Source organism: Candidatus Schekmanbacteria bacterium (assembly GCA_003695725.1).
Lineage (GTDB): Bacteria > Schekmanbacteria > GWA2-38-11 > GWA2-38-11 > J061 > J061.
The window spans coordinates 1-7,788 of the sequence record RFHX01000185.1; the positions used below are offsets into that span (position 1 = coordinate 1).

The 7,788-nt window shown below is 35.4% G+C and carries 7 protein-coding genes; 2 read left to right on the plus strand and 5 right to left on the minus strand.

Translation table 11 applies throughout. The features are described from left to right. The coding region (gene thpR, locus D6734_07370; GenBank protein RMF94568.1) for an RNA 2',3'-cyclic phosphodiesterase at positions 1-554 on the plus strand (554 nt) is incomplete at its 5' end. Positions 555-567: 13 nt separating this feature from the next. On the opposite strand, the gene D6734_07375 is transcribed toward thpR, so the two are convergent. The 4 genes from D6734_07375 to D6734_07390 all read right to left on the minus strand — a co-directional run bounded on the left by D6734_07375 (position 568) and on the right by D6734_07390 (position 4,855). Beyond that, positions 568-1,728 (minus strand): ABC transporter permease, encoded by a 1,161-nt coding sequence (locus D6734_07375; protein RMF94569.1) that lies wholly within the window; start codon positions 1,726-1,728, stop codon positions 568-570. Between the two features lie 2 nt (positions 1,729-1,730). After that, positions 1,731-2,864, minus strand: a complete 1,134-nt coding sequence (locus D6734_07380; GenBank protein ID RMF94570.1) for an ABC transporter permease — start codon at positions 2,862-2,864, stop codon at positions 1,731-1,733. A gap of 74 nt (positions 2,865-2,938) precedes the next feature. Continuing rightward, positions 2,939-3,859, minus strand: a complete 921-nt coding sequence (locus tag D6734_07385) for an ABC transporter ATP-binding protein (protein ID RMF94571.1) — start codon at positions 3,857-3,859, stop codon at positions 2,939-2,941. A 12-nt stretch (positions 3,860-3,871) separates the two neighbouring features. Further along, positions 3,872-4,855 (minus strand): HlyD family efflux transporter periplasmic adaptor subunit, encoded by a 984-nt coding sequence (locus tag D6734_07390; GenBank protein RMF94572.1) that lies wholly within the window; start codon positions 4,853-4,855, stop codon positions 3,872-3,874. Positions 4,856-4,969: 114 nt separating this feature from the next. Here D6734_07390 and hisC point away from each other — a divergent pair, with 114 nt between their 5' ends. Beyond that, positions 4,970-6,037: a histidinol-phosphate transaminase gene (gene hisC, locus D6734_07395; protein ID RMF94573.1), complete on the plus strand. Its 1,068-nt coding sequence runs from the start codon at positions 4,970-4,972 to the stop codon at positions 6,035-6,037. Here hisC and D6734_07400 read toward each other — a convergent pair. Beyond that, entirely contained in the window at positions 6,032-7,528 is a 1,497-nt protein-coding gene (locus tag D6734_07400) for an SLC13/DASS family transporter (GenBank protein ID RMF94574.1), read from the minus strand. The genes hisC and D6734_07400 overlap by 6 nt on opposite strands. Positions 7,529-7,788: the final 260 nt, after the last annotated feature.

The following is a 7,788-nucleotide window of genomic DNA, read 5'->3' on the forward strand; positions in this document are numbered from 1 at the left end:
TGTTTATCGCAATCGACATTGGTAATGAAGTACGTGAAAATCTTGTATCTTCACTGATGGAGATTTCCCACCTCAGCAAAAAAGTAAAACTTGTAAAAGCTGAAAGTATCCATCTTACAATCAAATTTTTAGGAAATTCAAAAACTTCTCTATTACCCAATATTATACAAAATATTGAAAACGCTGTTTGTGATATGACACAATTTCAACTTGAAGCTAAAGGGCTTGGTGCTTTTCCAAATCTACAGAAACCACGAGTTATTTGGGCTGGCTTGAGAGAAAAAAATTCTCACATTCTTCAACAACTTTACTTTAAAATTGAAGAAGCGATGTTTGAAGTGGGCTTTGAAAAAGAAAGACGGGAATTTAAGCCCCATTTAACGCTTGCAAGGATAAAATATCCTGAAAGAAACACAAAATTAGAAGAATATATATCCAAAAATGTTAATACCCCCTTTGGAGAAATAAATGTAAAGAAGATTGACCTTATGAAAAGCACTCTACTTCCTCAAGGTGCGCTTTATGAATGCATCTCAGAAATCCCCCTGCTGTAAATGATTTATCAAACTATTTCACCTCCCGCCCAAAAAGAAAAACAGCTGTTGTAAATATAAAAAGTCCAAGAATGGCAAGTGCTTCAATCTGAAATGACAAATCGCTTGCGTTTGCGCCTTTCAGCATAATGCCGCGGGCTATCTCAACGAAATAACGGGCAGGAATTATATAGGTTATCAACTGTATCCATTTAGGCATATTACTTATTGGGAAAATCATTCCTGACAATATAACGGAAGGCATCATTATTAAAAATGAAGTCATCATCGCCTGATGCTGAGAATTTGAAAATACCGAAATAAGCGTGCCAAAGCCGAGAGTAGTAAAAAGGAAGAGAAATGTCAGAAGGTAAAGAAGGAAAATACTGCCTCGTAAAGGCACATTGAACCAAAAGAGAGAAACCGTCAAAATGAGAGATGCCTCAAAGATTCCTATTAATACGAAAGGAAGAAGCTTGCCTGCAAGAAGCTCAAAAGCACTCAATGGAGTCGCCACAATTTGTTCAAATGTTTGAAGTTCTTTTTCTTTAACCACTGCGACTGAAGAAAGAAGCATCGTAGTCACTAAAAGAATCATAACAAGAATGGCAGGTATCATAAAGTTTTTGCTTTCAAGCTCTGGGTTGAATAAAACTTCTTCCTTCACATCTATCAACTGTCCCTTCGTATCCTTCAAATGAGAGTAGAGAATATTTTCTGATAAAAGCTCTGATTTTCTTATTTTTGATTTTAGAATCAAGGATGAAAAATTTCGAGTTATCTCCGATGCATAGCTTTCAACAATACGAGCATAATTTGAATCCACACCATCTATCAACATCTGTATTGAAGCCGTTCTGTTTCTGTGAATGTCAAAAGCAAAATTCTTTGGAATTTCTACCGATACTTTCGCTAACCCTTTATCAAGATAGATATCTTTATCATCTTTTTTCTCAAAATCTGCAGCCCTTATGAAATAAATGTTAGAAAAAAGTTTTCTCCTATATTGACGAGACAATTTGGTATTGTCCCTGTCTGTGACAACAGTCTTGACTTTGCAAATATCAAGAGTGGCGGCATATCCAAAGACGATTAACTGCATTATTGGAGCAATAAGGAGGATTCTAATCAGTTCAGGGCTTCGTCTTATTTGCTTCAATTCTTTCTTTATGACCGTAAAAATCCTATTCCACATTATTAATCAACAACCTTTCTGAATCTCAATGTGCTTATTGTAAAACAAATTATCATCATAAGAATTAAAATAGCTATTTCCCCATAAAAGTACGACAAATGCACGCCCTTCAAGAAAAGTCCTCTCATAATCGGTATAAAATACCTAGCTGGCACAAAAAGGGTTATGAATTGCAGCCATCGAGGCATCAATTCAATTGGGAAAACAAACCCTGAAAGCAAAAAAGACGGAAGCATTGTCCCAAGCAAACTCAAAAGCCAAGCTGTCTGTTGGGACTTGGCAAAGGCAGAAATCATTATTCCTATGGACAAGGCTAAAAGGATAAATAAAGCACATATAAATAAGAATTCTAAAAAATTCCCTCTAAAAGGCATTCTAAAAAGAAGGAAAGACACAGCCATCACAGTAAAAAGATTAATCATTGCTATTGCGCAAAATGGAAGCGTTTTCCCGAGCACTATTTCGTTTCGAGTAAGAGGAGAAGCCATCAAACCTTCAATAGTGCCAACCTCTCTTTCTTTAACCAATGTAACAGATGTAAGCATAGCTGTACCTACAAGTAAGATGATTGCAATCAGCCCCGGGATAAAAAAATATCTGCTATCTAATGATTGATTGTAGTATATGCGCGTTTCATCACTGATAGGGTTTATCGTTGAAATTCTAAATGGAAAATTATTTTGAATATACTTAGCAAGATACTTTGACGAAAAAACAGCTATTATTTTATTTGCATATCCTCTTACCTGATTTGCTGTATTATTGTCAGCGCCATCGATTATCAATGCAACATCTGCCGCATTGCCTCGATGTATTTCTCTTTCAAAATTTTTCCTTATGACAAGTATCATATTTATATCGCCCCGTTTAAGCATCTTCTCTGCTTCCTTGAGATTTCTTGCTTCAATATGGGCATTAAAGTATCCTGATTTTTCAAAGTGTCTTATGAGGCGGCGAGAAAGCTGAGAATTGTCAAAATCGAATACCGCATAATTTACATTGGAAACATCAAATTTAAGGGCAAAAACAAAAAGGATTAGAATAAAGGCAGGATTTACAATAGCAATAAAGAGAGTTCTAAAATCGCGAATAATATGAATAAACTCTTTGCGGGCAACAGGTAATATCTTCTTCATTGAATCAAGTAATAATTTCTCTGCCTTGAAAACTTTGGTAAAGATTCAAAAAACAATAATTCCATATTTGCTTCTCATCTTTTCGTTAGATGAACAAAAATATCTTCAATTGAAGGCGAAATTTCTTCAATATTTGTTAATCTGATATTATGCTCTTTCAATTTGCTAATTAACCCATCTACCCTGCTTTCAGAATCTTCCAAAATTATATGGATAGAATCACCGTAAATGTTAGCATCCTTGATTTCCGGAAAATCCTTGATTAGAGAAAACATCTTCGTCAGCGAGTCAGATTTCAATGAAAAGATTTTATAAGGGAGGGAAGTCTTTTTTAATTCTGATGGATTGTCACAAGCAAGCAATATGCCATTACTTATAAATCCAATCCTTGAACATCTTTCTGCTTCTTCCATATAATGGGTAGTAACAAAAAGAGTAGTGCCTGTGCTATTTATATCATAGAGATAATCCCAAATTATACGCCTCGAAACAGGGTCGACTCCTGCTGTAGGCTCATCTAAAAAAAGAAGTTTCGGTTTATGTACCACAGCGCAGGCAAGGGCAAGGCGCTGTTTCCATCCGCCCGAAAGATTTGCGGCAAGTGTATTTTTATATTTTTCAAATCCAAAATGCTCAATCACATTATTGGTGTTTTTTTCTGCATCTTTCTTTGATGACATATAGATATTCGCATAGAAATTGACATTCTCATAGACGGTCAAATCATCATAAAGCCCGAATCGTTGAGACATATATCCGATATTCTTCTTAATCTTCTCTCTTTGCTTAATTAAATCAAAACCTAAAACTCTTCCTTCCCCTGAAGTTGGATTTACAATTCCGCAAAGCATTTTTATCGTTGTACTTTTGCCTGCGCCGTTTGGACCTAAAAGCCCAAAAATCTCTCCCTGTGGAATATTTATTGTAAGGGAATCTACAGCAACAATATTCTTCTCATAAACTTTTCTTAGTTTTATTGTTTCAATGACGGACATTCTGACACCTGCTTATTGATTGACATCTATATAGGCATCTGCAATCATTCCCGGCTTAAATATTCTTTCTTTGTTTTCAAGCATCACTCTCACTTCATAAACAAGCTTGATGCGGTCGCTTTTTGTCTGGATATTTTTTGGCGTAAATTCTGTCTGCGGTGAAATGAATGAAACTTTCCCTTTAAATTCTCTTTCTGGAAATGTATCAATCTTAACTCGCACATTTTGTCCCTGCTTGACAGCACCTATATCTGTTTCAGATATATAGATAGTAAGCCAAGTATCATCTAAATCGGTAATCAAGGCAACGGGCATACCTTCTCTGAGAAATTCTCCCTTTTCAGCCAATTTTTCCGTAATGATACCGCTTATTGGGGCTCTAATAGATGCATCTCTTATTTTCTTTTTGATAAGCTCAATTTCTGCCTCTGCTTCCTTTACAGCGGCTAATGCTGATTCTATATCTTCGCGCCTATATCCTTCTCTCAATAGTGCATATTGGGACTTTGCTTCTTCCAATTGTTTCTTCAATACGCTTACCTCTGTTTCTGCGCTGTCATATTCCTGTCGAGATGCAAAACCTTTTTTATATAAGCCATCGATTCTTCTGAAATTTCTTTCTGCATCTTCAAGTTTTTCTTCTATCTCTCTTACAACTGCCTGTTGTCTTTTTACATCATATTCTCTATATCCGCTTTTTAAAAGTTCATATTTGCTCAAAAGCTCTCTGTATTTGGCCTCCATTTTCTTCAGGTTGATTTCATTCTCTTCTGTATCCAAAAGGCAAAGGAGGTCACCTTTCTCGACAAATTTCCCCTCTTTGAACATTATCTTTTCAATAGTGCCAAATGTTTTAGAGCGCACCTCTACTTCTGTTGATTCGATTGTCCCTGTTGCTTCAATAATTCTTTTTTGGCCACTCTCCCTAATGCAGGACAAAATATGGAAACTTAGAAGTAAGAAAATAAATGCAATCTTAATTTGGCTGTTATTCATAGTATTGTTGGAGAACAAATTTATAAAAGATTGTTATTAAATTTCTGTCAATAATAGCAATTTTAGTGTATAGAGTCCATTTAAAGCACTAAAAAATTTTGTCAAATATCGAATATGAGCAGAAAGATAGCAAGAAACGAAATATTATCATTGAAACCTTACAAAGCACAGCAGCGTGATTATCCAGTTGTTTTAGATGCTAATGAAAGCCCCTACCCCTTGCCTGCAAACATAAAAAATGCAATAGAAAAAAATATCGATTCAATTGCATTCAACCGCTATCCAGACCCTGAAGGGAAAAGGCTCAAAACCCTTCTTTCAAAATTCCATAATGTTGATGTTGAAAATATTGTCCTTGGCAACGGCTCTGATGAATTAATTTTATACCTAATCTGCGCATTTTCACAGCGTGGTTACAAAGTGCTTTATCCCGTGCCTACCTTTTCCATGTACGGAATTATATCCCAATCTCTTGGACAGAAGAAAATTGAAATACCATTGAATGAAAAGTTCGATATCGATGATGAAAGGATAATCGAAACAGCAAAAAAACAAAAAGTATCACTAATTTTTTTCAGTTATCCAAATAATCCTACAGGAAACTGTTTCTCAAAGAAAAAAATAATCAATATCCTTGACAACTATGATGGTATAACCGTTATTGACGAAGCATATGGAGATTTTTCAGGAAAATCATTTCTCAACCTTGTACCAAAATACAAAAACCTAATCATCTCTAAGACATTTTCAAAAATAGGATTGAGCAGTCTTCGTTTGGGGTATTTAATCGCCAACAGAGATATTGCAGAAATCGTTGAGAAGGTGCGGCTTCCCTTCAATGTAAATTCCTTTTCTCAAGGGTGCGGCGAAATCTTTCTGCAGAAAAGAAAAACAGTAAACAAATTGATCAAAAAAATAATCAATGGAAGAAAATTTCTTTATGAAGAATTGAAAAAAATTAAGAGTCTTAAAGTGTTTCCTTCTGAGGCAAACTTCATTCTTTTCAAGGCAAAAGACAACTCAGATGCCATTCATAATGAATTGAAGAAGAGAGGTATTTCAATTAGAAATCTCAATAATCCCGGCTTGCTTCAAGATTGTTTAAGGGTTACTGTTGGTACAGAAAAAGAAAACCGCTTATTTGTAAAAGAGCTCAAACTCATCATCAAAAAACTCTCATAAAACCCTTTGAAAGAAAGATAGTGCCATAGTACAGATAATTGCAATACCTATTATGTCAACGATAATTCCCCGAACAATCATTTTTCTTATAGGCACATAACCTGTGCCGTATACAATTGCATTTGGAGGAGTTGACACAGGAAGCATAAAAGCCAAACTTGTTGCAAAGCAGGAAGCAAGTGCAGGTATTACGGGATTGATACTCAAATTTTGAGAAACTGCTATTGCAATAGGAATAATCATATTGGCTGATGCGGTATTCGATGTAGTTTCCGTAAGCATCACAGCAACAATACAAAAAAGGATTGTTACACCGAAAAGAGTCTTTACATTTGTTGCCTCGATTAGATAATTTCCGAAGGATGCGGCAAGACCTGTTTTAAACATCATACTTCCTAAAGATAATCCACCGCCAAAAAGCAGAATAGTCCCCCAATCTATTTTTGCAGCTTCCTTCCAATCCAAAGTAAATTTCCTCTCCTTCCAATTAACAGGAAGAAAAAAAAGCAGGGCTGTGCCAATAAGTGCGGCGACGGCTTCAGGCATCACTGAAACAAGAAATTGTGCAAAAGGGTGATTTTTTCCGAGTGCCATTATCATTATTCCCGGACATATCCATAAAAAAACTGTCAGCAGAAAAGAAATGAGCACATTCTTTTGAGCTTTGGACAAAGTGATTTTCTTTTTATCCAAATCCTCACCGATGATTTTTTTCACATTATTCAATTCCATTTCCTTTGAGGAAATTCCTCTTTTCATTACAAAAAAAAGTGAAATGAATATCAAAGTTGACAAAGGCAATGCAAAAAACATCCATTGGAAAAAATAAATTCTTATATTTAGATATTTCTCAATCATTCCCAGCGCTATCAGATTCGGCGGCGTCCCAATAGGGGTGCTTATTCCCCCAATGGAAGCGCTAAATGCAATCATAAGCATCAGAGAAGTGGAAAACCGCTTTTTCCCCTTCTCATCCTCTTCCATCGAAGAAACTATGCTTATAGCGATTGGCACCATCATAGCCGTTGTAGCAGTATTGCTCAACCACATTGAAAGGAACCAGACAACCAGTCCGAAGGCTAAAAGCAGGCGTATCTTCGATTTAGACATCAATCTATTTCTTATGACAACTGATGCAATTACCTTGTCTACCCCATTGGAAGACATCGCCTTGGCAATAATGAAAGTGCCCATCATAAGGAATATGATAGGATGAGAAAAAGGCGCAAAAACCTCTTTCATCGTATCAACACCCAATATTACACAAAGAGATGGGCCGAGAAGGGCAGCTACAGGAATGGGAATAGCTTCTGTTATCCAAAAAATAATAACTAAAATTACAACTGCGGCCAAGCGCCCTTGTATGGAATTTCCCTGAAAATAGTTGAATAAGATAATAATAGAGAAAAGAATCGGTCCTACAATAAAACCAATAACACTTCTTATCTTTTCAAATTTTTCCTCTTCTGGTGATATTTTCTCATCTATCATTTTTTTTAGATTATCTTGATTTTTTTATTCAAATTTAACGCCAACTCACTCAAATATCAAATATAATTGAGAAACTTGATTCAACAGTCCTCTAAAAACCGTTGTATTCACAATTTTTTTTTGTATACTATTTAAAAATTTGTATCTAAAAATAAGGAGAGACAATGGTTGATAAAAAAGAACTTGAGAACTTGATTTCAAAATTAAAGAAGGAAGTATCTGCTTTGAAAAAAAGCGAAGGTGATGTGGATATCGTTGAA

Excerpts from the sequence above, each read along its gene's own strand:
- hisC (RMF94573.1), top strand. The coding sequence starts at position 4,970 with ATGAGCAGAAAGATAGCAAGAAACGAAATATTATCATTGAAACCTTAC.
- D6734_07375 (RMF94569.1), bottom strand. The coding sequence starts at position 1,728 with ATGTGGAATAGGATTTTTACGGTCATAAAGAAAGAATTGAAGCAAATA.
- D6734_07380 (RMF94570.1), bottom strand. The coding sequence starts at position 2,864 with ATGAAGAAGATATTACCTGTTGCCCGCAAAGAGTTTATTCATATTATT.
- D6734_07385 (RMF94571.1), bottom strand. The coding sequence starts at position 3,859 with ATGTCCGTCATTGAAACAATAAAACTAAGAAAAGTTTATGAGAAGAAT.
- D6734_07390 (RMF94572.1), bottom strand. The coding sequence starts at position 4,855 with ATGAATAACAGCCAAATTAAGATTGCATTTATTTTCTTACTTCTAAGT.
- D6734_07400 (RMF94574.1), bottom strand. The coding sequence starts at position 7,528 with ATGATAGATGAGAAAATATCACCAGAAGAGGAAAAATTTGAAAAGATA.